The organism is Priestia megaterium, from assembly GCF_041941685.1.
Lineage (GTDB): Bacteria > Bacillota > Bacilli > Bacillales > Bacillaceae_H > Priestia > Priestia megaterium_C.
This window is the reverse complement of the sequence record NZ_CP130958.1, coordinates 847633-870080: the sequence shown is the minus strand read 5'-3', so window position 1 is coordinate 870080 and position 22448 is coordinate 847633. Positions and strand designations below refer to the sequence as shown.

At 37.8% G+C, this 22448-nt stretch carries 19 protein-coding genes and 2 pseudogenes; 7 read left to right on the top strand and 14 right to left on the bottom strand.

The window, feature by feature from the left end:
• Positions 1 to 10 precede the first annotated feature (10 nt).
• Positions 11 to 1498 carry an aldehyde dehydrogenase family protein gene (locus tag Q5794_RS04605; RefSeq protein WP_268575008.1) on the bottom strand — a complete coding sequence of 496 codons (1488 nt, stop codon included), beginning with the start codon at positions 1496 to 1498 and terminating at the stop codon, positions 11 to 13.
• 135 nt (positions 1499 to 1633) lie between these two features.
• Positions 1634 to 2221: a TetR family transcriptional regulator gene (locus Q5794_RS04600; RefSeq protein ID WP_097824250.1), complete on the bottom strand. Its 588-nt coding sequence runs from the start codon at positions 2219 to 2221 to the stop codon at positions 1634 to 1636.
• A gap of 596 nt (positions 2222 to 2817) precedes the next feature.
• On the opposite strand from Q5794_RS04600, the gene Q5794_RS04595 reads away from it, so the two are divergent.
• Genes Q5794_RS04595 through Q5794_RS04585 form a run of 3 tightly spaced genes read left to right on the top strand, consistent with a single transcriptional unit; the run spans position 2818 to position 5760 of the window.
• Complete coding sequence (locus Q5794_RS04595) at positions 2818 to 3681, top strand: glycine betaine ABC transporter substrate-binding protein (RefSeq protein ID WP_374988743.1); 864 nt, start codon at positions 2818 to 2820, stop codon at positions 3679 to 3681.
• A gap of 35 nt (positions 3682 to 3716) precedes the next feature.
• Positions 3717 to 4922 carry a glycine betaine/L-proline ABC transporter ATP-binding protein gene (locus tag Q5794_RS04590; protein ID WP_374988742.1) on the top strand — a complete coding sequence of 402 codons (1206 nt, stop codon included), beginning with the start codon at positions 3717 to 3719 and terminating at the stop codon, positions 4920 to 4922.
• On the top strand, positions 4915 to 5760 hold the full coding sequence (locus tag Q5794_RS04585) for a proline/glycine betaine ABC transporter permease (RefSeq protein WP_013081885.1): 846 nt from the start codon (positions 4915 to 4917) through the stop codon (positions 5758 to 5760). Before Q5794_RS04590 ends, Q5794_RS04585 begins: the two co-directional genes overlap by 8 nt.
• A gap of 39 nt (positions 5761 to 5799) precedes the next feature.
• Here Q5794_RS04585 and Q5794_RS04580 read toward each other — a convergent pair whose 3' ends face one another.
• Both Q5794_RS04580 and Q5794_RS04575 read right to left on the bottom strand, forming a co-directional pair.
• Positions 5800 to 6573: a class I SAM-dependent methyltransferase gene (locus Q5794_RS04580; RefSeq protein WP_280160628.1), complete on the bottom strand. Its 774-nt coding sequence runs from the start codon at positions 6571 to 6573 to the stop codon at positions 5800 to 5802.
• A gap of 65 nt (positions 6574 to 6638) precedes the next feature.
• Positions 6639 to 7757 carry an AbrB family transcriptional regulator gene (locus Q5794_RS04575; protein WP_374988741.1) on the bottom strand — a complete coding sequence of 373 codons (1119 nt, stop codon included), beginning with the start codon at positions 7755 to 7757 and terminating at the stop codon, positions 6639 to 6641.
• Positions 7758 to 7897: 140 nt separating this feature from the next.
• On the opposite strand from Q5794_RS04575, the gene Q5794_RS04570 reads away from it, so the two are divergent.
• Together Q5794_RS04570 and Q5794_RS04565 are read left to right on the top strand one after the other, a co-directional pair.
• Positions 7898 to 8770, top strand: a complete 873-nt coding sequence (locus Q5794_RS04570) for a LysR family transcriptional regulator (RefSeq protein WP_013055563.1) — start codon at positions 7898 to 7900, stop codon at positions 8768 to 8770.
• A gap of 129 nt (positions 8771 to 8899) precedes the next feature.
• Positions 8900 to 9079: a hypothetical protein gene (locus tag Q5794_RS04565; RefSeq protein WP_081085189.1), complete on the top strand. Its 180-nt coding sequence runs from the start codon at positions 8900 to 8902 to the stop codon at positions 9077 to 9079.
• Positions 9080 to 9117: 38 nt separating this feature from the next.
• On the opposite strand, the gene Q5794_RS04560 is transcribed toward Q5794_RS04565, so the two are convergent.
• From Q5794_RS04560 to Q5794_RS04520, 9 genes and pseudogenes are all read right to left on the bottom strand, one after another.
• Positions 9118 to 10086, bottom strand: coding sequence for a tripartite tricarboxylate transporter substrate binding protein (locus Q5794_RS04560; RefSeq protein WP_214984901.1), 969 nt, complete (start codon positions 10084 to 10086; stop codon positions 9118 to 9120).
• 24 nt (positions 10087 to 10110) lie between these two features.
• Positions 10111 to 10782 (bottom strand): response regulator, encoded by a 672-nt coding sequence (locus tag Q5794_RS04555; protein ID WP_028412126.1) that lies wholly within the window; start codon positions 10780 to 10782, stop codon positions 10111 to 10113.
• 27 nt (positions 10783 to 10809) lie between these two features.
• Positions 10810 to 12399 carry a sensor histidine kinase gene (locus tag Q5794_RS04550; RefSeq protein WP_057239277.1) on the bottom strand — a complete coding sequence of 530 codons (1590 nt, stop codon included), beginning with the start codon at positions 12397 to 12399 and terminating at the stop codon, positions 10810 to 10812.
• A 153-nt stretch (positions 12400 to 12552) separates the two neighbouring features.
• Positions 12553 to 13889 (bottom strand): annotated as a pseudogene (locus Q5794_RS04545) (CitMHS family transporter).
• Positions 13890 to 14183: 294 nt separating this feature from the next.
• The gene (locus tag Q5794_RS04540; RefSeq protein ID WP_057239281.1) at positions 14184 to 14747 is read right to left on the bottom strand and encodes an ImmA/IrrE family metallo-endopeptidase; all 564 of its coding nucleotides are present in this window, start codon (positions 14745 to 14747) and stop codon (positions 14184 to 14186) included.
• A gap of 228 nt (positions 14748 to 14975) precedes the next feature.
• Positions 14976 to 15437, bottom strand: coding sequence for a CBO0543 family protein (locus tag Q5794_RS04535; protein WP_374988740.1), 462 nt, complete (start codon positions 15435 to 15437; stop codon positions 14976 to 14978).
• 400 nt (positions 15438 to 15837) lie between these two features.
• Positions 15838 to 16469: pseudogene (locus tag Q5794_RS04530) on the bottom strand (fumarylacetoacetate hydrolase family protein).
• Between the two features lie 336 nt (positions 16470 to 16805).
• The gene (gene mmuM, locus Q5794_RS04525; protein ID WP_374988739.1) at positions 16806 to 17741 is read right to left on the bottom strand and encodes a homocysteine S-methyltransferase; all 936 of its coding nucleotides are present in this window, start codon (positions 17739 to 17741) and stop codon (positions 16806 to 16808) included.
• A 134-nt stretch (positions 17742 to 17875) separates the two neighbouring features.
• A complete protein-coding gene (locus Q5794_RS04520; RefSeq protein ID WP_374988738.1) occupies positions 17876 to 19273 on the bottom strand; it encodes a PLP-dependent aminotransferase family protein in 1398 nt (465 codons plus the stop codon).
• A gap of 111 nt (positions 19274 to 19384) precedes the next feature.
• Between Q5794_RS04520 and Q5794_RS04515 the strand changes: the two genes are divergently transcribed.
• Together Q5794_RS04515 and Q5794_RS04510 are read left to right on the top strand one after the other, a co-directional pair.
• Entirely contained in the window at positions 19385 to 19855 is a 471-nt protein-coding gene (locus tag Q5794_RS04515; RefSeq protein WP_214984892.1) for a GNAT family N-acetyltransferase, read from the top strand.
• A gap of 229 nt (positions 19856 to 20084) precedes the next feature.
• Positions 20085 to 20285, top strand: a complete 201-nt coding sequence (locus Q5794_RS04510) for a YolD-like family protein (RefSeq protein ID WP_074893948.1) — start codon at positions 20085 to 20087, stop codon at positions 20283 to 20285.
• A 76-nt stretch (positions 20286 to 20361) separates the two neighbouring features.
• Here Q5794_RS04510 and Q5794_RS04505 read toward each other — a convergent pair whose 3' ends face one another.
• Complete coding sequence (locus Q5794_RS04505) at positions 20362 to 22290, bottom strand: LTA synthase family protein (protein WP_214984890.1); 1929 nt, start codon at positions 22288 to 22290, stop codon at positions 20362 to 20364.
• Positions 22291 to 22448 lie beyond the last annotated feature (158 nt).

The window sequence follows — 22448 nt, the reverse complement described above, 5'->3', positions numbered from 1 at the left end:
TCTCTACTTTTTAATTTTTAAACCAGCCGATTGGCTCTACTTGTAAGTTAATGTTAATTTGTTTTACTTCTTGAAATTCTTCCAAACCAAACGTGCCTAGTCCTCGGCCAATTCCGCTCTGCTTATATCCGCCCCAAGGCGCTTCATTAAACGTAAAATGATACGTGTTTACCCAAGTGATGCCCGCACGCAGCTTTTTAATCACCCGAAGAGCTTTTGCACCGTCGTTTGTAAACACACTGCCTGCCAAACCATATTCCGTATCATTTGCAAGCTTAATAGCTTCTTTTTCGTTCTTAAACGTTTGAATAACGACAACGGGCCCAAAGATTTCATCTTGCACAATTTTCATATTTGACGTAACGTTACTAAAAACCGTGGGTTCTACAAAAAAACCTTTTTCCAATCCAGTGCTGGTGATTCGATTGCCTCCGCATACAAGACGGGCGCCTTCTTGCTTTCCAATTTCGATGTACTTTAATACTTTTTTCATATGTTCCTCACTTACAAGAGGACCCATTTCAATCTCTTGATCTATTCCATTGCCTACTTTAATTTTTTGAGCACGCTCTGCAAAACGTTCGATAAATTTCTCAGCAATGCTTTCTTCTACTAAAATACGAGAGCCTGCAGCGCAAATTTGGCCGCTTCCTGCAAAAATTCCAAATAACGCATAATCTACGGCTGTTTCAAAGTCAGCGTCAGCAAATATAATGTTCGGGGACTTTCCTCCAAGTTCTAAAGAGACTTTTGTTACATTTTCTGCTGCTTGACGCATAATGTGTTTTCCAGTTACCGTTCCGCCTGTAAAGGAAATTTTGTCAACACGCTTATCTTGAATAAGCGTATTTCCCACAGTATCTCCGGCTCCCATAACAAGGTTTGCGACACCTTTTGGCAATCCTACGCTTTCTAAAATCTCAAAAAGTTTTGTAGGAGTAACCGGTGTTACTTCAGAAGGTTTAAATACAATCGTATTTCCTGCAGCTAAAGCAGGTGCAATTTTCCACACGCTCATCAACAGCGGATAATTCCAAGGTACAATCAATCCGCACACCCCGATTGGTTCTTTTATAACCATTGCTTGCATAGGTGCAGGAACACTGTAGGTTTGACCGTCTGGCTTTGTAATTAATCCAGCGTAATATCTAAAACAAGCAGCTGCATCTTCCACATCGGCCTCAGCTTCGCGATATGGCTTTCCATTATCCATTGTTTCTAGTGCTGCTAATTCTTCTTTCGCTTCCTCAAGCTTATCGGCAATTTTGAACAAGATGGCGGCTCTTTCAGATGCAGAAGTCTCAGACCAAATTCCGCTGTCAAAAGCTTCTCGTGCTGCTCCAATCGCTGTTTTCATATCTTCTATGCTGCCTTCTGCAGCATATCCAATCACTTCACCTGTAGCTGGATTAACAGTAAGACGCTGCTTCTCTGCTTTTTTCCACTCTCCGTTTATGTACATATTCAAAGTTAAAGTTTTAACGGCTGTACGATCCATAAGATACCTCCTCATTAAATAACGACTGATTGTCAGTCATTTTAAACTCTTAAAAACTTACAATTCTGATAATTATTTGTATAGTTTGAATGAATGTCAGTCATTTTAATAGGTGTAATATTAGCATTGCTAATATTACACGGACGGCACAAGAGAACGCTTTAAGAATTGAAAAAGTTCTTCCTTTGATTGCTCAAGTGTGACATCTTGCTCTCGCCCGATGTAAAAAAGTTCAGCAGCATTTTCAATCAAGTTAATCATTGTCTTAGCTGTCCATTTAACGTTAAGCTGCTTGATGACTTCTTCCTTTCTAACAGCCTCATTTAATACCTCTTCAAACCAGTTGTAATAAGGTAAGTAAATAGCTTCCCATGTTTCTAATGAATAGTCAAAAGCGAGCCCTGAATAGCATAAAACAAGAACATCTCTATACTCATCTGTTGTTTTATACGTTTCGTCAATCATTACCTCTAATGTACTTAAAAAATCCGTTGCTGTTTTAGCTCGTTCTTTGATTTTTTCAAGCGACAAAGAAAGTAAGTTTTCTGCAATAGCAGGAACAAGGGCATTTTTGGACCTGAAATAAAGATAAAAAGTTCCTTGAGCTACGCCTGCACGCTTTACAATGTCTGAAATTGACGTTTTATCAAGCCCCTTTTCAGATATAACTTCAATCGCTGCCTGTAAGATTTTATCGTATTTTTCACTTGTGCTTGTAACCAACTCTTTCCCTCCACCTATAAAATGAATGACTTTCATTCATTTTACTATAAGCAACCATAATTACGCAAGATTAAATTTTCCGAATCTTTAAATTTAATTAAAAAATCGTCCGTATACCGGCTTCAAAAATATTTTTTTATTTGATCAATTTACCCTCGTTCTTTTTATATGTTTCACTGTTATTTCCCTTCCTTTCATAATCCAAAGTAAAAGCTGATACAACGCACTTTAAGCACCAAATCTTCTGAAATGATAACTTTATTAGAAAGATACTTTTCTGCGTTTATTTATACAGCTTGATCGCTTAATTACTCTTGACTTGAAGTTGACGGAGTAAAAAAAAGAGTGGTAACATGTAAAACTGATTCGACAGTCACTTATTACATCCATTTATTTCCCATAATTTCTCTTAACTACGATGTACATTTTTAGTTAAAAATAACTTTACATCATCTAAAATCATCCACTATGTTTATTTCACATTTTTAATTTTCTAGGTTTATCATTTAAAAAAGCGGGTATACATCTCGTTGTGTTTAGTATCCATTTTACATATTAATCAGTTGAGTTAAAACTTTATAAAGGAGTTATATTTCATGAAGAAACTATTGTTAATCAGCATGACTTGCTTTCTTCTAGTTATTGCTTCCGCTTGCGGCAACGGTAATGGCGCATTTAAAGATAAAAAAACTATTACCATTGGCATGAATAACTATACTGAAAACATTGCCTACACGTACGTGTGGAAACACGTTTTGGAAGATCGAGGCTACAAAGTCAGAACCGTTTTCTTAGAGAAAGCTGGTGTTTGGGTAGGAACAGCTAATGACGACATTGACATTTCGTTTGCACCATGGCTTCCTACAACAGATGCGCCTTTTTACAAAAAGTATAAAGATCAAGTGAACATCGAAGACCCTTGGCTTGAAAACGCACGCTTAGGATTTGCAGTTCCCAGCTACATGAAGGATGTGAACACAACGGAAGACCTTGCTAAGGTTGCTTCTGATGTCGATAACAAAGTAATTGGAATTGACCCAGGCTCCAGTATTAATGGATTAGCGGAACAAGCGTTAAAAGATTATAACCTTAAAAGCTATACGCTTGTAAAATCGTCTGAAGCAGCTATGCTCAGTGAACTGCGCAAAGCCTATGATGCCAAAAAACCAATTGTTGTTACTATGTGGAATCCTCACTGGGCTTTTGCAGACTTTGATATCAAATACTTAAAAGATCCTAAAAATTCGTTTGGAGACCCTGACAACATTTACACAATGACAAGCAAGGAATTTAAAAAGACAAATCCTCAAGTCATAAAATGGATGAATAATGCACAGATGAATGATAAATTAATCAGTCCTCTTCTGTCACAAGTTGAAAAATCTTCGAATCCTGAAGAAGCAGCGCAAGAATGGGTAAAAAAGCATAAAAAGCTAGTCGACAGTTGGACAAAAGATTAATGGACGTAAAAGAAAACAACAATTGAGGTGGACATATGGAACACGTAAAATTAAAAGTACAAAATATAACCAAAGTGTTTGGTAAGAATCCGTCAAAAGCGATTGATTTACTTCAAAAAGGAAAAACAAAAAAAGAAATTCTAGAAGAAACAGGAATGACAATCGGGGTTAATCAAGCAAACTTCGAAATCAAATCCGGTGAAATCTTCGTTATTATGGGCCTGTCTGGAAGTGGTAAATCCACTTTAGTTCGTATGTTTAATCGCCTTGTTGAACCAACATCTGGATCCCTTATTTTAGACGGTAACGATGTAGTAAAAATGAACAAAGATGAACTCCGCGACATGCGCCGAAAAAAAATGAGCATGGTTTTTCAAAACTTTGCCCTATTCCCTCACCGTACGGTTCTTGATAACACAGAATACGGATTAGAAGTTCAAGGTACGCCAAAAGCCGAACGTGAAAAGAAAGCAAAAGAAGCGCTTGAATTAGTAGGTTTGAAAGGGTACGAAAATCAATACCCTGGTGAACTGAGCGGCGGTATGCAGCAGCGCGTCGGACTGGCCCGAGCACTTGCCAATGACCCTGACATTTTATTAATGGATGAAGCATTCAGTGCACTAGATCCGCTTATTCGTAAAGACATGCAAGATTTCTTACTGGAGCTTCAAGAAAAAATGGAGCGTACAATCATTTTTATTACCCATGATCTTGATGAAGCTCTTCGAATCGGAGATCGCATCGTTTTAATGAAAGACGGGAGTGTTGTGCAAGTAGGAACACCCGAAGAAATTATGACAAACCCTGCCAATGATTATGTCGAGCGCTTTGTCGAAGACGTTAATGTAGCTAAAGTATACACAGCTGAAAGCGTGATGAACCGTGCCGAATCTATTACCGTAGACCGAGGTCCGCGCGTGGCTCTTAAAATTATGCAAGAAGCTGGTTATTCAAGCATCTACGTCGTAGACAAGAAAAAAACTCTTCTAGGAGTTGTAACTGCAGATGATATTAGCCGTGCTATTAAACAAGATAAACTGACAGCAGACGTATTAGATACGGATATTCCAACTGTTACAACAGATACGCTACTAGAAAACTTGTACGACAAAATGGTTATCAGCCGCTTTCCGCTACCGGTTGTAGATGAAAACCATCGTCTGCGCGGCATCATTAAAAAAGAACGAGTGATTGAAGCACTCGCCGGTACTGATAGTAATGAGGTGAACGTAAATGAATAGTATTCCTAAAATTCCCGTTGGCAATTGGATTGACCATTTTGTCACGTTTTTAAATGATAATATCAAAGGATTTTTTGATGTTATTTCAGCTATTGTCGATGGTATTGTAAGTTTTATTGTACTAGTGCTAACCTTTCCACCAGCATTAATTTTAATCTTAATTGTCGGAATCATTGCTTGGTTTTCAAGTAAAAAATGGTCATTTACTATTTTATCGATGATTGGCCTGTTATTTATTCTTAATCTTGGCTACTGGCAAGAAACCATGGACACACTAGCCCTCGTTTTAACAAGCGTACTGATTTCGATTATAGTAGGAATTCCGCTTGGCATTTGGGCATCTCAAAGCGAAAAGACGGCTCGGATTATTACGCCAATCTTAGACTTTATGCAAACAATGCCCGCATTTGTTTATTTAATTCCAGCACTTTTCTTCTTTGGAATTGGTGTCGTACCAGGTGTTATCTCATCTGTTATCTTTGCAATGCCTCCGACGATTCGCTTAACGAACCTAGGTATTCGCGAAGTACCCGCTGACTTAGTAGAAGCAGCAAATGCCTACGGTTCAACAACAAAACAAAAATTATTTAAAGTACAGCTTCCATTAGCTACAAAAACAATCATGGCCGGAATTAACCAAAGCATCATGCTATCTCTTTCAATGGTTGTTATTGCCTCTCTTGTAGGTGCTCCGGGACTTGGTGCGGAAGTATATCGTGCAGTTTCTCGACTTGAAGTCGGCACGGGCTTTGAAGCTGGAATTTCAATCGTTATTTTAGCGATTATTTTAGACCGTATTACGCAATATTTTGGAAATCGTTCAAACCAACGAGCATAAGTAAAAAAAGAAGCCAACTCCGGTGAGTTGGCTTCTTTTTTATTTATTTTTGTAACACGCTACAAAGATTGCTTCTCCTTGAAACGATTCAATTCTTTGTTGATTCGTTTTGATGTCGAAAAACTGCTTAAATCCGCTTGGTATATTCAGCATATATTGAGTAAGCTCACGCTTTGTCTCTTCCGAAACATTCATCATCCCGCACCAGTCATCAAATAAAAAGCGCTTTGGGAAAGTTGTCAGCACTTCTGTACGGAATCCTTGCATTTCAAGCATAGAAAGCCACTCTGTTTTTTTATAAGCACGATAATGGCTTGGATCTCTTGTCTTTTCAACTCGATTATAAAACTCGTCATAAGCATTCACTTCCGGTGCTACATTATCAATGAGCAAGAACTGTCCGCCTGGCTTTAACACTCGGTATACCTCTTTGATGAACTGTTTAATATTAGGAAAATGGTGCGGTGCAATTCTGCACGTTACCGTATCAAACTCTTCATCTTGAAATGGCATATCTTCGGCATCTCCTTGAACAAACGATACATTTTCATGACCATTTTCTTTAATGAAGCCTTCAGCACTTTGCAACATTTGAGGAGTTAAGTCAAAAGCCGTTACTTCTTGAAAAACAGGTGCTAGCTTATTTGCCACGTGTCCTCCTCCTGTTGCTACATCAAGCAGCTTTCCCCCTCTGTTTTCTTCAGCAATTTCCGCTAAAACAGCTAAATCTTTGCCTTTCGCATGACCTTTACTTTTGACGTACTTTCCAGCATTCCCCCCGAACTGACTGACCACCATTTCTTTATTACTCATCTATTCTCCCCCCATTTCCCTCTTTAAAACTCTCTATTACTTTGCCTAGTGCATTCACATATTTATTATGAAACGTGTGAATGTATTCTTTTTCTTTCTCCCCATTGATGAAACACGCGAAACAGCGGAGGAAGAAGCAGCCAAATGGTTAAAATGCGAAGCACTTGGACCGCTACTACCAACGTCGAATCGGCTTGCAGTACAATTGATGTTGTTGCCATTTCTGCAATGCCTCCAGGAGCAAACGCTAAAATAGACGTAATAAGCCCGATTCCAGTTATTTTGGAGACTGCTAGTGCACAAACAAACATAGCAGCAATTAAGCCGATTGTATTAATAAGCGCAACAACTATAATTTTTTTTACACCAATAAACATTTCTTTATGAAAGCGAGAACCAATGCTTGACGCGATAAAAATTTGCGATAAAATCATCACAGAATGAGGCCAGTATGCTTGAAGATTATAGCCCGCGTACGATGAAGCAGCTGTTTGAACAATCGCAACAGTAAGCATTCCCCCTACTAACCAAGGAGCAGGAAATTTTAGTTTTTTTCCTATATAATAGCCTACTACTGCTGTAACGATTAAAACGCCTGTCCATAGCAGTGATTCCCACCCAAAAATACTTGGAGTAGCTGACACTGCATGCCGACCTGTATTACTTCCCCAATAGACCACAAATAAAGGAACAGCAAGCACAACTAAAAACACGCGCATCGTTTGAATGATGCTTACAACTGCCGTATTGGCCCCTACCTCTTCAGCCATGCCTGGCATTGCGCTCATTCCTCCAGGAGTCGTGCCGAAAAAGCTTGTTAATAAGTCTGTGGAACTGAACTTCCATAGCAAATAACCGGATAAAAGAGAAAAAACAACGGACAGCAAAAGCATGATCGTAATGGTGGACCAGTGAGATTGAAACGTAGTTAATACAGACAAGTTAATCTTTTGACCTAATTCAATTCCTAAAATACACTGTCCTGCGTACAGCCAATATTTTGGAATACCTTTTTTGCTTGTTTGAGATAAAAAACGCGGCTTTCGGAAAGCTAGAATAGCAGCTAAAATGAGGGTCCCAAGCATCCAGCCAATGGATAAGCCCGTTAACGATAAAAGAAATCCTCCCACGCATGTTAGTAAAATAAAAAATATAGATTGTAAAAAAATAATTCTTGCGTTCATATCTACTTCCTTCCTTCTACAAGGCTTTTCTTTCTTACACCGAACATTCCTCTTCTTAACTATAGTATAATTTTAGAGATAATTAAAATATCGAAATTTTATTATAAACCATTCATTTTTTTTATTCCTGGAGGGGTAGTATGGACGATCGAGATTGGCTTATTCTACAAGTGTTGTATCGAGAAAAAAACATTACAAAAGCAGCCAAGGAGCTGTTTATCTCTCAGCCTGCGCTTACGCATAGACTGCAGCAGATGGAGAAGGAATTTCATGTTCAGATTGTGAACAGAGGACGCCGCGGCGTTCAATTTACACCGCAGGGAGAATATTTAGTGAAGTGCGCAGAAGAAATGCTGCTCACGCTTCAAAAAATAAAAGAAAATGTGTTAAACATGGATGATCAATTAACCGGTACTTTACGTCTAGGAGTGTCTAACTTTTTCACTGACTACAAGCTCCCTGGACTATTACGGTTATTTAAAGAGCGATTTCCTGACGTTGAATTCAAAGTCACGACCGGATGGAGCAGCGACATGGCCCACTTACTTTATAAGCACGATGTTCATATTGCGTTTGTAAAAGGTGATTATAACTGGCAGGATCAGAAAGAGCTGCTTTTTAAAGAAACGATTTGCATTGCGTCTGCACAGCCTGTTGACATAAACAACCTTCCCAATATACCTCGAATTGACTATCACCAAGATCGTTTTTTAAAAACATCTGTTGATAACTGGTGGGCTGAAAATTACTCTCAGCCTCCCCTTGTCAGTATTGAAGTGGATAAAGCAGAAACATGCAAAAAGATGGTTGTAAACGGACTCGGTTATGCGATTTTGCCGAGTATGCTGCTTGATGACGCAGCAGAGATTTACAGATACACGCTAAAAACAAAAGACCAGCAGCCTTTAACGCGCAGTACATGGATGTTTTATCATGAGGATTCATTAAAAATTAACATCGTAAAAGCTTTTATTGAGTTCATTCAAAACTTGGATTTAAAAGATGTACACTGATAGAAAGAGATTGAAACAAAAGTAGTTTAGCTGAAATGAAAAAACGAACCATTAATCAAAATGTTTGATTAGTGGTTCATTTTTTGTTGTAGTGAACATAGGTTTCATCTGTTTCGTTCCTTCTAGCAGTTGATTGTAGGGCAAGACGAAGACTCCTGCGGGAAAAGCGGGACAGGTGAGACCCCGCAGGAGCGTAAGCGACGAGGAGGCTCATCGCCCGCCCGCGGAAAGCGAAGTCTTGCACGGAAATCAACTGCGGTGTCTCAAGCAGTTCAGCTCATATATCCCATTTGTTCATCTTTAGATTAGATTCATTTCGTCATGTCTCACCCTTTTCTTTATCATGTCTACTCGTCATTTGTTCCGCCCATTAAGTCAGAATACAGCTTGCTTTGCTGTTCAAGAAAAACTTTAGCACCGCTGCTATTTTTATAAAAAGAGGTTAAATCGTTATCTTTAAGCAGCTGTCCCCATTCTTTTGTATGAACCATTTCATACACTGTCTTATTCCAATATGCTACCTGCTCTTTGGTCATATTAGGCGGTCCCATTAGACCTCTCCAATGGCTAAATGTTACGTCAATTCCCGCTTCTTTCCACGTTGGGATCTCTTTTAACTCTTCTAGCCTGCTGGGAGAAGAAACGGCGAGTATTCTTACCTGCCCTTGTTCATACTGCTTTTTTACTTCTGATAATGACATAGGTGCTACATCTAGCTGATGATGAACGAGCGCATCGATCACTTTATGACTGCTGTTGTAAACGAAGAACTCAAGCTTGGAAGAGTCTACTCCTGCTTTTTTATTCAGCTGCATGAACGATAAATGATCGTCGTTTCCTAAGCGAGGTGATATTCCCACTTTCATGCTGGATTCACTTTGGTTTAACGTGCGTATGAGCTGTTTTAAATTATATATAGGAGAGTTAGCAGGGACTACGATGACCTCCCATTCAGATGTTAAAATAGCGAGCGGAGTAAAGTCTTTATAGGTTAATTGACTTTGCCCTAGCAAATTATTTGTAATCAGTAAGCTGGAATTTCCGGAAACAATATTCCCTTCTTTTCTCTGTTTAATATATTTCCATCCTTCTTCACCTTGCCCACCTATTTTATTACTAACAGAAACGGGTACCTTCACAATCTTCTTTTCCGTTAGCACTTGTTGAATGGCTCTTACTGTTGCATCTGCTCCTCCGCCTTTTGCACCGGCTGCCACGATTTCAATTTCTCCCATATCAATACGGTCTTTTTTAGAGGGAGAAGAACAGCTAACAAGCAATACACTTATAAACACTATCATGAGCTTTTTGATCATATATACCATCCTTCAAGGCTAATGCTACGCTAAATAGTACTTGCGCTCCGGCCGTCCAATAATCCCATAATCATATTCAACGTGACATTCACCAGTTGATACTAGATACTCTAAATATCGTCTAGCTGTCGTTCTAGATACTCCCATGTGTTGTCCCATCTCTTCGATCGTAATTCCTTTGATGCTTTTTAAAATGTCTTTTGACTTTTGTAATGTGATACCATCAATACCTGAAGGAAGAGATTTATCCGCTTTTGGCTTTGTTCTGACATGTCCAAAGTACGCATCAATAAATGATTGATCAACTTCTTCATGCGTACTAAACAGTTCCTTTTTCTCTTGATACTGTTTAATAGCATTAATGAAGGATTCCATCATAACCGGCTTAATCAAATAATTAACGACGCCGTTTCTCAAACAGATTTCTACAATGTTTTTTTCGGTTGCAGCCGTTACAACGATAACGTCAACTTGTGGAAACTGCGCTCTGATTTTCGGCAGTAAATCTGTTCCCATTTCATCTGGCATATAGATGTCTAAAAGAAGTAAATCAACTTTCTTCTCCTTTAGCATTTCAAGCGTCTCTTTTGCATTCAACGCTTTGCCTACAACTTCCACACCATCTACTTCTAATAAAAATCGCTCTTGAACTTGAGCAATTCGAAAATCGTCTTCTGCAATTGCGACTCGTAACATTTCGACTCTCCCCTTACTTCTCATGATTCAGTTTTTTGGAAGGTAAACTGAAAAAATGGCTCCTCCTTCCGGCTGATTATACACTTCAATAGATCCTCCAAGCTCATCTACCATTTTCTTTATATTTGCCAGTCCGTATCCTCTGTCTGTACCTTTGGTTGAAAAACCTTTTGTGAAAATTTGATTTAGTACTTCTTCTGATATACCTGGTCCGTTATCCATCACTTCAATAATTAAATCATGACCAATATCGGTAATAAAAAACGACACTTCTTTTTTAGACTGCTGACTCACCGCTTCAAATGCATTATCAATTAAGTTCCCAATAATGATAATGAGATGAGAAATTTCAATATGTTCTGGGAGCGTATCGAGTGTACTCTCCGAATCAACCGAAAAATAAATTTTCTTTTCAGATGCTTTTCCAATCTTCCCAAGCAATATTGCTTGGACTTTAGAATCTAATATCTGATCAAATAGAATACGATTTTGTGTTTGGTGTACGGCTGATTCTTTTTGAATAAACTCAAATGCATCTTTGTACTGCCCTAACTGCAGCAAACCCGACAAAACATACAGCTTATTCGTAAACTCATGCGTTTGAGCTCGTAAATCCTCTGAATACTTTCGTACTTCTGAAATCGTATTGATCAAGCTTTTTAATTCTGTTTTATCACGAAAACTAGCGACCACTCCTACAATTCGTTGATGTTCAATAATAGGTGTTAAGTTTAAGATAAACGTTTTTTCATTTAGAAAAATCTCTTGGTCGCTTCGGGCTATTCCCGTATCTAGCACTTCAATCATATTCGTATAAGGAAATACTTCAATGATATGATGATGTAAATATTCCGTCTGTAGTCCTAGCATATTTTTAGCTGATGTATTCATCATCGTAATAAAGCCTCGATGATCAATAGCAATAATTCCTTCTTTTATCGAAAGTAAAATCGCATTTCGTTCACGGTATAAAGAAGCGATTTCATGGGGCTCAAGACCGAGAGTATCTTTTTTAATACTTTTAGCTAAAAAAATACCCCCGATCATACCAAGCAATAACACAGCTAGTGAAAATAGGATAATTTGCTGAATACGCGTAATGAGCTGAGCATGAACATGAGACTTTAAAAACTCAACCGTCACCACTCCCACGACCTCCGTATACTTTCCGTGACTGATGACAATAGGCGCTTTCCCCATAATTGCAGGACCTGTGGTTCCCTCTCCGTCAAGCGTATAATATCCGCCAAACAGCAGTGCTCTATCGTTAACCGCCTCTTTGTTTTTCTTTCCTATCCATTTTTGATTAGAATGAGAATAGATGATTTGCTCACGGTTTTGAACCACAATACTTGCTGCTCCGATTTGTTCCCTCACTTGCTCGGCAAGCGGCTGAATATAGCGACTCGGCTGTTTTTTTTGAAAAGCAGCTTTGACTTCCGGCATAAATGATATTGATTTGGCTGCTTGAAGAGCCAGCTGCTCGGCTTGCCTTTTAGATTCTACAAACTGCATGTAAGAGAAAATACTCGCTAAAAGAACAATAACAGTTATGATTAATGCTGCGGATAAACCTACGATTTTTGTTTGCAGCGATACTTGAAACCATTTTTTCATTTCATCGCACCTTTAGCCTTTACCTTATAGTTCTATTCCTCTTTTATTTTATCAAAATTTTTTGTATATCCGCTCCTTATTCCAAAAGCTTTTTAGACAAAAAAACTTATCAATCCCAAAAGCGGAATTGATAAGTTTTTAGGTTCATGATTTTTACAGCGTAATAACTCCTGTAATAATAGCTACTAAAAGCATCACCATCGCTGTTCCAATCGTCCACTTTAAAGTAAAGCGCTGGAATTCACCAAGCTCGACTTTTGCCATACCGACCAATAGATACGTAGAAGCAACTAAAGGACTTAGTAAGTGAACAGGTTGACCAATCAATGAAGCACGGCCAATTTCTGCAGCATCAATACCGTATGCTGAAGCTGCTTGAGCAATAATTGGTAAAATCCCATAGTAGTAAGCATCATTTGACATAAAGAACGTAAACGGCATACTTGTGATAGCTGTAATCACAGACATGTAAGGCCCTAACGCATCTGGAATTAATCCTACTAAACTATTACCCATTGCATCTACCATTTTTGTACCTGATAAAATGCCTGTGAATACGCCTGCTGCGAATACAAGAGATACAACAGCAAGTACATTGCCAGCATGTGCTGTGATACGCTCTTTTTGAACTTCTAAATTTGGATAGTTAATCATGATAGCGATTGCAAATCCAATCATAAACAGAATTTGAAGCGGCATAACTGCTGTGATAAGTCCTACTAATAAGAGAGCTGTTAAAGCAAAGTTTACCCACAAAAGCTTCGGACGCTTGTACTCGATTCCTTCAGCAGCGGCTGCTTCTGCAAAAGCTACTTGAGCATTTGTGACGTCTTGAATATCAATAACACCTAAGCGCTGGCGCTCTTTTTTCCGAAATAGTAAGCCGTGAATAATAACCAAACAGCTCCACCAATCATGGCTGGAATAAGTGGTGTAAACACCTGTGAAGCATCTAACTTCAATGCGCTCATCACACGAGCAGTAGGTCCGCCCCAAGGCGTTAAGTTCATAACTCCACTACCCATAATAGCGATACAGGCTAAAATCATCGGCTTCATGTTTAGCTTTTTATAAAGCGGAAGCATCGCTGAGAGCGTAATCATATATGTTGTTGTTCCGTCTCCGTCTAATGAGATAATAAGAACTAAAATAGCTGTACCAATTGTGATTTTTAGTGGATCACCTTTTACGATTTTTAAAATTCTTCCTACAACTGGATCAAACAAACCAGCATCAATCATAATCCCAAAATATAAAATAGCGAACATTAACATAACGCCTGTAGGTGCTAATTCTTTTACACCATTTAAAGCCATTTCTCCAATATCAGTTGTGAATCCCCCTATGATTGCAAACAATACTGGAATAACCATTAAAGCAATAAGCGGCGTTAATCGTTTTGTCATAATTAGAAACATAAATGTACAAACCATCAAAAACCCAAGAATAGCTAACATTATTACCCCTCCTATTTTTGAATCCGCTTTCATAACAGTGGAAGCGATTCGTTTGTATGTATGACCCGCATATGTATGCCAGTTCGTCTATACGATTACAACATCGCTTGTTCACTATTAAGTTGTACCTTAAAACTTTAAAATTTTCTGTTTTTTCTTAAAATAATCATAATTTACAGGAGGGTATAGTGTAAATAATTCGTACTATAAAAACTTTTAAAACTTTATGGGTAATTAAATCCTTTTTGTTCATTTGAAGGATAAAAAAAAGGAAGAGGAAAAAGATAGGAAAATAAAAAACGGAGAGAGAGGAACTATTCTCGTGAATTATTCAATTTGAACTCTAAGAGAACAAGCTCCAGGATGAGGAGTTTTATTCCATTGAGTAAGAGACTCCTCTAAAAATGGAATGTTTTTCAACTTTTTTGTTTGGAACTTTTCTATTTTTGAATATTTCTCTAAAGCATACGTATTAGCAAACATTTCTTGCGTTCTATTTCCTTCTTTTAAAAGCGTTCCATTTGTCATACGATCCACATGATGGCCTAATTCATGCAGAATGATAAAAGCAAATTGATGAGGCTTTTTATTTTTTGTTGTATCGATAAAGACAATAGGACATTCCGTTACTGTATATTTAATATAGTCAATTTCAAACTGAAGTTTGCGCTTCTCTTTTGGAAGGTTATCATTAAATTGGCCATAGTACACACCTAGCACATCTTTTCCTTGCACCTTTACACTGCCTAAGCAATACACACCTTTTAGCCCATCCCAGTCTTTTTCGTCTGTTACATTAGCAATTTCCTGCAGGGCGGCTTTTTGCTTCGCACTCATGACTCCATGAAACGTTACGCCATGAATTTTGATTTTTTCACTACGCTTAAACATCTTCTTGCCTCCTTTGCTAAATTCCTTCTACAACATATTATTTAGCAATAAGTATATTGATTCACAATACATGGTTAAAAACATGAAGTTAATGTCAAGATTCCCATTTTGATGTTTTTTAACCCTGCTTATATGCTGCTTCGTTTATTTTCTATTTTCACTATATTACATATGTAGCCATTAATAAAATATCATTTTTTTATGATTTATCATTACTTTTTTTTATTTCTATTTTTGTTTATCGATAATCTGAAGCCTGCGTATCATTTTTAAATTTAAAACCATTGCTATATAAAGAAAAGGATAGCAAAAAAACGAGTATATCGTCTTCCATTCGTTATAATAAAACACTTCTGTTTGGGCAGAAATATATTCAAACAGTGTTGTAAGAATTACCCACACTGTAATATATAAAGCTTTTTTAGCTAAACTCTTGCTCTGTGGATAAAAATTCAAAAATACACTATTCGTCGCAGGATAAATAAAAATAAAAATTAAAAGATATTCAAAATATACTCCTTTTGTAAAGAATCCATAAAGATCATATTTAACATCAAGATATACATCTGCTACCGATCCTAAAAACATAACAAACAAAGAAGTTGTGTACATTTCTATCCAGCTGATACGTTTTGGCATAACTAGTACACTCAGAATAGAAATCACCGTTGCAAGGATTAAGAGCACCATGCTGAGGACCTCGTTTTCTATAGGAGATAGAAACAGCTTTCCCATTGGATATTAAATTCATTCTGAAGGCTAAAAAATTAAGACTTCGCAAAAAAAGAGATTGAGGCATAACGAAATCAAGCCAATCTAAATACGAACAAATGAGATAAATGATTTGGACTGCTTGGTACGCCGCTGTTGATTTCCGTGCAAAACTTCACTTACCCTTCTGCGGGGGCTCAGCCACTCCACTTTCCCCCGGAGTCTTCGCCCTGCCCTCTAATCAACAGCTAGCAGCAAATATATATAATCTACGTTCACCATCACAATAAAAAATCCGAACGAGTTGGATTCTTTATCAAGAATCCAACTCGTTCGGATCTTCCTTCAACTAAACTACTTTTGTTTCAGCTTCTTTTTGTTAACGAAAGGAAATGATGCAAGAACCAAGCTCTTGCTGTCCCCATTTAAGTGAAAGATGATCGTGATGTGAAAGCGGACCTACTCCCTCAGGGGTACCTGTAAAAATAAGATCTCCTTTATCAAGACCAAAATGTTTTCCTGTAAAATCAATAATCGTTTGTAAGTCAAAAATCAAATCTTTAATATTCCCCAGCTGCACGCGTTCATTGTTTTCACTAGCGAAAAGTCTTTCTTCTTAGATGCTTCTACTCCTTCAAATGGAATAAAGTTTCCCACAACCGCAGAATGTTTGAATCCTTTTGCAAGCAGCCAAGGGTGCTTTTTTTGTTTTAATTCGCTCTGCACGTCTCGAAGCGTCAAGTCTAATCCAATCGTCATCTCATCAACAAGTTCATCCACTGTTATGCCTTCTTTGTAAGATTGTCCAATATGAAGAATCAGTTCAGTTTCAAAGTGCACCTCTCCTTGGTCGCTAGGAAGAGTGATTGATTGTCCAGCTGCTTCAACGAGAGCGTGAGTAGGTTTGGAAAATAAAAAAGGTGATGTTGGAATATCATTATGTAATTCTTTTGCATGCAGTGCGTAGTTCCGGCCTACACAATAAATATTTTTAATATCTTTCACTTTCATCATCCCTTCTTTCGTTCAAATAAAGATTTTTTAACTTGTATTCTTTTATTTTACAAGAAAAAAAGGTTGGGACATAATAAAATGAATCCAATCTAAAGACGGAAAATGGGAATAAATGAGCTGAACTGCTTGTGACACCGCTGTTGATTTCCGTGCAAGGCTCCGCTTTCCGCGGGAGTTTTCGCCTTGCCCTCCAACCAACAGCTAGAAGGACCTGCGCACACGAAACCTACGTTCACCATGACCATAAAAAAACACGAACTATCTATTTTTGATAGATAGTTCGTGTTTAACGTTAGCGAAACACTTTTCTCACATTCTCTTTCTTTCAATCCGTTATTTTCTAGCCCATTTTGTAATGCCTTTGATATCATCTGGAGTCGTACGACAGCACCCTCCGATTAACTGAGCACCTGCTTCATACCAGCTGTGAGCGCTGCAGCCATACGTTTCGCCCGCAGATGTTCCGTTCCATGTTTTAGATTCAGCATCATAATGCTCCCCTGAATTTGGATACACAATGACCGGCTTATCCGTTTGAGATTTAATTTCTTTAATAAGTGAAGAAATATATTGAGGCGGCGTACAGTTAACTCCAAGAGCCGCTACTTGCTCATAGGAATCCAGATAGCGTGCACACTCCGAGATTAATGTTCCGCTGCTAATGTGCAGGTCATCTTTTGCGCTGAACGTAATCCATGCGTACGCTCCTGCAAATTCTTCTAGCAGCCTCGCAATGGCTCTTGCTTCCATTACATTAGGAATGGTTTCACAAGCTAATACGTCCGCTCCTGCTTCAATTAATGCTTTCATACGAGGACGATGAAATTCCATTAACTCTTCTTCTGTTACGTCATACTGTCCAGTATATTCCGATCCGTTTGCTAAAAATGCTCCGTAAGGCCCTACCGAAGCGGCGACAATTGGTTTTGGACGATTATGACGATTCTCTTCTTGCTGCCAAAATTCATCTCTTGCTTCCGCCGCAATTTTTACAGATGCTTGAATTAACTCGCGAGCCTCTGCTTCACTCAAACCACGTTTAGCAAAACCTTCAAATGTGCTTTGATAGCTTGCTGTAATTGCACAGTCAGCTCCCGCTGCAAAGTAGTCTTGGTGCACTCTCTTAATCAGTTCCGGCTGCTCCATCAGCACTTTTGCAGACCATAAGCTGTCGTTTAAATCACAGCCATATCTCTCCAGTTCAGTTGCCATTGCACCATCTAGTACAATCACAGGAAATATATGTAAAATTTGTTGGATAGGATTCATTGTTTAATCTAGGGTTGTCCACTAGCAATTAGTTTCGATTACCCTATCCTCCTTTCAGATAATTTAAAATATATGCAAAAAAGTCTAAAGGACTAGGCAACTTTTGTCAAGAAACCGAAAAAACGAGCATGGATTTATAACCAAGCTTTTTTTAATCGTTTTATTCCTTCTTCTATTTCTTCTCTCCCCAAACTTCCAAAACCTAATAATAGATGAGTCATTTGTTGAGGTGATTCCGTAAGGCAATAACGAGAAGTGCCATAGACAGAGACATCTTGCTTTCGAGCTGCGTTAATTAATTGCTGTTCGTTCATATCGTTGTGCACGCGTACAAGTATATGCAAACCTGCAGATTCACCTGATATCGTAATGTTTTTGTTAAACTCCTTCTGTAAAGCTGCTAAAAGAGTACTATGTTTCAGTTGATAAGCAGTTCTCACTCTTCTTAAATGCTTACTCCACTCTCCATTTTTCATCATCAGCCCGAGCGTCCGCTGATGGAGAGTTGGAACAGCTTGCTCGTATAAAGAGAAACGTTCATGATATTCCTTTAGAAGAACTTCAGGTAATACAAGGTAGCTGATTCTTAAAGAAGGCATAAAAGATTTTGAAAATGTGCCTGTATAAATGACGCGCCCCTTAGTGTCTAAGCTTTGCAATGAAGGGATGGGAGAGCCTTTATAACGAAATTCTCCGTCATAATCATCCTCAATAACAAATCCATTGCAGTCATTCGCCCATTTAAGAAGCTCTATTCTTCTTGAAACAGGCATGATCATTCCATATGGAAACTGATGAGATGGTGTAACATAAACAGCTCGTGCTTGGCTATCATAAAGCTCTTGAATGTTTATGCCTTTGTTATTAAGCGACACGGGTTTTAAGGAAAATCCATGCTGCTTAAATACAAAGCTAGCCCCGTCATAACAAGGATTTTCAAAGGCAATATCTCTGATGCTTTGCTTTAACATCTGCGCTAATAAACTGAGTGATTGCTGCGTACCTGCTCCAATAATAATTTGATGTTTTGAACAAACCACTCCTCTTGACTGATAAAGGTACGTCGCAATTTCTTCACGCAGTGATTCTTCTCCTTGACTTTCTTGGTACGTGAACAGCGCTTCTCTATAGGTTTGAAGACTTTCATTGTATCGTTTTTTCCACTCATTCAAGGGAAACAAACGGCTATCAACTTTTCCATACTGAAAATCATAGGTACACGACTTTGTTTCTGAGTGAGGGTGTAAAAATACAGTCGGCTTTTTATCTGTTTGCAGTAAATCAAACTGTGTATTCGTTACGTACAGTCCACTTTTGGGCCTGCTTTCTACATATCCTTCAGCTAAAAGCTGCTGATAGGCCATATCTACAGTATTTCGACTTACGTTTAAGTAATCAGCAAGAGACCGGATAGAAGGCAGTTTGTCATTCACTTCCACCCTGCTAGATACAATTTCTTTTTTTATACATTCATATAGCTGGTGATACAAAGGCATATCATCCTTGCGGTTTAATAAAGGTGTGAACTTCACGCTAGCTCCTTTCATCTGTCCCTATTTTATTTTTCAAATCTGGCTCTTTTAGAGGGGATATATTTCTTTTACTATAAGTGTAGATCATCTGATTAAAAAGGAGAAGATTTAATGACTACTATTATAATTCGTCAAGCTAATGCTGCTGACATGGAAGCACTTATTTCATTAATGAACGAGTACATTGTTGATTTTTACAAGCGCCCTCAGCCTACCAAAAAGCAGCTGAGAAATTTAATTAATCACTTGTTTCACCATCCCGATGCTGGCGTTCAGTTTATCGCGACTCAAAATGACGAGGCAGTAGGTTTTTCGACACTTTATTTTACATTTAGCACCACGCGTATAAAGCCTGTAGCGATTTTAAATGACTTGTACGTTACTGAAAAAGCAAGAGGACAAAAAATTGGAGAAAAGTTATTTTCGACTAGTCACCAGTATACAAAAAAACATCAGTATGCAGCTATGTCTTGGGAAACGGCTTATGATAATACAAGAGCCCAAACGCTTTACAGAAAAATGGGAGGAAATGTAACGAACGATGAATGGATTCACTACGACATTTCAAACAATATTTTATAATATTCTTCCATCCATAAAGTTTTAACACGTTCTTAACACTCCTTTCATAAATTTATTTTATGATGAATACGACAAATAAATCAGTTTCTGTATGTATTTGTCACATTCTCTGTTAAAGTTTTCACAAAGTGTTCAAACTTTAAGTGAAAACGCTTTCTATTTTTGTGTATAATAAAAATATGCAAATGAAAATGAATGTTACAGCTAGTTAATCATACACATTTTAAATATGGAAGGAGTTTTGAAAATGATTTTAAAAGCATTAAGAAAAAACGGGGCCGTTACAATTAACTATTATAAAAACGGTTTGCTTCAAACGTTTAAAGGAAAAGTACAGCGCCTAGATTTAACAGACCAAACGCTTTCATTAAAAGATGAACAGCAAAATACTTTCTCTATTCGCTTATCGGGAATTAAAGAAATTTATTGATGAATAGTTTACAGTAAAAAAGAACATGATGTTCATTCTGCTTTGCAGAAGTCATCATGTTCTTTTGATTTTAGCTTTATTTAGCTGGTGTTTCTGTTTCTTCTTTCCCGTACATATATTTCGAAGGGTCGACTGTTTGGAAATCCTTCAGCTTGTGGAAGCGAAGTAAGTCTCCATAAAGCACTTGATCAGATAACTCCAGTTCTTTCGCTACCTTCTGTTTATAAGCTTTCATTTGATTATTTTCTTTAAGCGCTTGGCCCGTCTTAGAATCATAATACGTTCCATCCACTAATGTATACTTCGGAGATACGTAGTTGCCATTACGGAATGCCACTACATCATCATGATTTTTAGAAAATAAATCCGTACCAAATTGGATAAATTCTTTGCTGTCAATCCCTACTAAATGAAGAAGAGTTGGCACAACGTCAATTTCTCCACCGTACGTATGATTAACTCCGCCTTTTACTCCAGGAACGTGAATGAATAGAGGTACACGCTGCAGCTGAGCATTTTCATAAGGCGTAATTTCTTTTCCCATTACTTTTTCCATTGCCGCATTATGATTTTCAGAAATACCGTAGTGATCTCCATAAATCATAATCACAGAATTATCATAAAGCCCAGAAGCTTTCAATTCTTGGAAGAAAGATTGCAATGATTCGTCTAAATAACGAGCCGTTTGGAAATAACGGTCAACTGTTGCATCGCCCGTGTTAGCCGGCTGTATGCTTGCCTCATTGTTCCCAAGTAAAAATGGAAAATGATTTGTTAACGTAATTAAATGCGCATAGAACGGCTGTGGTAAAGACTGCAGCATTGGAACAGATTCTTTAAAGAACGGTTTGTCTTTTAAGCCATAATTAATTTTATTTTCACCCGTCATATTGTAATAACTTGCATCAAAGAACTTATCCACACCGAACTGCTTGTAAATTTCGTTGCGGTTCCAAAACGTCTTATAGTCTCCGTGCAGCACAGCGCTCGTATAGCCAGCTTTTTGATCTAAAATAGCTGGTGCTGCCTGATACGTATTGCTTCCTTTCAGTACAAAGGCAGAACCTTGAGGAAGGCCGTATAGAGAGTTGTCCATCATCAGCTCAGCATCTGATGTTTTTCCTTGTCCTGTTTGATGAAAGAAGTTATCAAAATACGTAAAGTCATTTCCATGGGCCAACGAATTTAAGAAAGGTGTCACTTCCTGACCATTTAATTTGTAATCAATTAAAAAAGACTGAAATGATTCCAAATGAATTTTAATAATATTTTTCCCTTTAGCTTTTCCAAAATAAACGGAATTAGGCTCCGCATAATGACTGTTTTTAAAATTAACGACGTTTGTTAAATCATTGCTGCTTGCAAAAGCTCGCTGTTTAGAGTTTTGAGCAGTCTGAACACCGTCATACATCGTATAATTATAGGCGCCTAAATACTTTACTAGATAATTGCGGTCAAAAGTTCGAGATAGAAGCTGCGGGCGATCAATTTCTGCTAATGTTAAATTGACAGAAAAGACCATGAATCCTAAAGAAAGAATGGTTACAGCATTCTTAACCGATACCTTTTCATTATGCCAGTCAATTTTTTTACTGAAAAAGAAGAAAAGATAAATAATAAAATCAACAAAATAAAAAACATCATGTGCTTTTAATAAATTCATAATGCTTCCGCCCATACTTCCTGCATTACTTGTCTGCAATAGTGTAGGAAGCGTTACAAAATCGTTAAAAAAACGATAATAGAGAACGTTGCTGTATAACAGCAGCGTCATAATGAAACTGCCTGCAAGAATCCAAGCTCCTGCTCTCTTTCCTTTAAAAAATAAGCCGATTCCTAAAAAAATCAGCACTGAACTCACAGGATTTATGAACAGCAGCATTTGCTGCATTACGCCGCTTACGCCTAAGTTAAATTCAGTTTTATAAGCCACGTACGACTTTATCCACATTAAAACAGCGGCTAATATGAAATAGTGCAGCGGCTTAGAAACGATTCGCTTCATTTTGATTTTCCTTTCTCGATTATTTTATGAGTAGATTCACAAAGAACATATAGAAAACCTTTATCATTATACTCATAGAAAATGAAAATTAAATGAAATCCTAGCCTTCACAACTATAGATAGATTCTTTAAATTCATCTACTAGTTTACCTAATACC

Excerpts from the sequence above, each read along its gene's own strand:
- Q5794_RS04605 (WP_268575008.1), bottom strand. The coding sequence starts at position 1,498 with ATGGATCGTACAGCCGTTAAAACTTTAACTTTGAATATGTACATAAAC.
- Q5794_RS04595 (WP_374988743.1), top strand. The coding sequence starts at position 2,818 with ATGAAGAAACTATTGTTAATCAGCATGACTTGCTTTCTTCTAGTTATT.
- Q5794_RS04590 (WP_374988742.1), top strand. The coding sequence starts at position 3,717 with ATGGAACACGTAAAATTAAAAGTACAAAATATAACCAAAGTGTTTGGT.
- Q5794_RS04585 (WP_013081885.1), top strand. The coding sequence starts at position 4,915 with ATGAATAGTATTCCTAAAATTCCCGTTGGCAATTGGATTGACCATTTT.
- Q5794_RS04580 (WP_280160628.1), bottom strand. The coding sequence starts at position 6,573 with ATGAGTAATAAAGAAATGGTGGTCAGTCAGTTCGGGGGGAATGCTGGA.
- Q5794_RS04575 (WP_374988741.1), bottom strand. The coding sequence starts at position 7,757 with ATGAACGCAAGAATTATTTTTTTACAATCTATATTTTTTATTTTACTA.
- Q5794_RS04570 (WP_013055563.1), top strand. The coding sequence starts at position 7,898 with ATGGACGATCGAGATTGGCTTATTCTACAAGTGTTGTATCGAGAAAAA.
- Q5794_RS04560 (WP_214984901.1), bottom strand. The coding sequence starts at position 10,086 with ATGATCAAAAAGCTCATGATAGTGTTTATAAGTGTATTGCTTGTTAGC.
- Q5794_RS04555 (WP_028412126.1), bottom strand. The coding sequence starts at position 10,782 with ATGTTACGAGTCGCAATTGCAGAAGACGATTTTCGAATTGCTCAAGTT.
- Q5794_RS04550 (WP_057239277.1), bottom strand. The coding sequence starts at position 12,399 with ATGAAAAAATGGTTTCAAGTATCGCTGCAAACAAAAATCGTAGGTTTA.
- Q5794_RS04540 (WP_057239281.1), bottom strand. The coding sequence starts at position 14,747 with ATGTTTAAGCGTAGTGAAAAAATCAAAATTCATGGCGTAACGTTTCAT.
- Q5794_RS04535 (WP_374988740.1), bottom strand. The coding sequence starts at position 15,437 with ATGGTGCTCTTAATCCTTGCAACGGTGATTTCTATTCTGAGTGTACTA.
- mmuM (WP_374988739.1), bottom strand. The coding sequence starts at position 17,741 with ATGAATCCTATCCAACAAATTTTACATATATTTCCTGTGATTGTACTA.
- Q5794_RS04515 (WP_214984892.1), top strand. The coding sequence starts at position 19,385 with ATGACTACTATTATAATTCGTCAAGCTAATGCTGCTGACATGGAAGCA.
- Q5794_RS04510 (WP_074893948.1), top strand. The coding sequence starts at position 20,085 with ATGGAAGGAGTTTTGAAAATGATTTTAAAAGCATTAAGAAAAAACGGG.
- Q5794_RS04505 (WP_214984890.1), bottom strand. The coding sequence starts at position 22,290 with ATGAAGCGAATCGTTTCTAAGCCGCTGCACTATTTCATATTAGCCGCT.